Consider the following 943-nt stretch of genomic DNA (forward strand, 5'->3'; position numbering starts at 1 on the left):
GCTCACGGGCGGCGGGTCCGGCGGCTCGACGCTCGCCCTGGTCCCCGCCGAGCGGGTGGGCGCGGTGCGCACGGCCATCGACGTGGCGTTCGCCGCCGAGGGGCTCCCGGCGCCGCAGCACCTCGACGTGCTGCCGTCAGCCGGCGCGTCCGTCCACCCCGGCGAGTGGCCCGCCTGATCGACCGGCTGATCGACCGGCTGATCGACCGGCCCGTCCGCACATCACGATCAGCGTCACCGCTCCGGCGACCTGGGCCCCGATGAGGACGACGTTGAGCACGTCGGTCCCGGCGTCGAGCAGCGCGGACGGGTGCGTCGCGTGCCAGAGCACGTGCGGCGTGCAGAAGAGCAGGTAGCCGATCGCGGCGACCCGGATCTCGGCGGCGCCCGCCCAGACGCAGACCCCGAGCAGCAGTCCACCCGTGGCGAGGAACCCCGCGCCCGCATCGGTCGTGAGGTGGGGGTTGTACGGCGGCGCGGCGGCGACGAGAGCCGGCCCGAGGCCCGGGAAGTCGTCGTAGAAGCTGCGCGGGCCGAGCACGGCCCACAGGCCGATGAGGAGCTGTGGGAGCGCCAGCGCGGCGCCGAACACCCGAGCCGGGGTGAGCTGGTCCATGGACGGACAATGCCAGAATCCGCTGCATGCGGCTGCCCGATCCGGCGCTGGTCCTGCTCGTCGGTGCGTCCGGGGCGGGCAAGTCGACGTGGGCGGCGCAGCGGTTCCGGGCGCAGGAGGTCATCTCCTCCGACGCCCTCCGCGGCATCGTCGGCAACGGTGAGCACGACCTCGACGCCTCCGTCGACGCGTTCGCCGTCCTGGACCAGGTGGTGGCGGCCCGGCTGGGGCGTCGGCTGTGCACGGTGGTCGACACCCTCGGGCTCGACCCCGTGCGCCGGGAGGGCTGGTTGGCCCAGGCGCGAGCCGCCGGGCTCCCGGCGGTCG

At 75.2% G+C, this 943-nt stretch carries 2 protein-coding genes; one reads left to right on the forward strand and one right to left on the reverse strand.

Annotated elements, in window-relative coordinates:
- Positions 1–136: 136 nt before the first annotated feature.
- Positions 137–616, reverse strand: a complete 480-nt coding sequence (locus H0487_RS22725; RefSeq protein ID WP_183096452.1) for a hypothetical protein — start codon at positions 614–616, stop codon at positions 137–139.
- A gap of 26 nt (positions 617–642) precedes the next feature.
- Between H0487_RS22725 and H0487_RS22730 the strand changes: the two genes are divergently transcribed.
- Positions 643–943: AAA family ATPase (locus H0487_RS22730; RefSeq protein WP_183096453.1), on the forward strand; the 301-nt coding region annotated here is incomplete at its 3' end.

This window comes from Nocardioides stalactiti (genome assembly GCF_014180715.1).
Taxonomy (GTDB): domain Bacteria; phylum Actinomycetota; class Actinomycetes; order Propionibacteriales; family Nocardioidaceae; genus Nocardioides; species Nocardioides stalactiti.

What these genes read in the sequence shown, in the direction of transcription:
- H0487_RS22725 (WP_183096452.1), bottom strand. Translation starts at nt 616, where the DNA reads ATGGACCAGCTCACCCCGGCTCGGGTGTTCGGCGCCGCGCTGGCGCTC.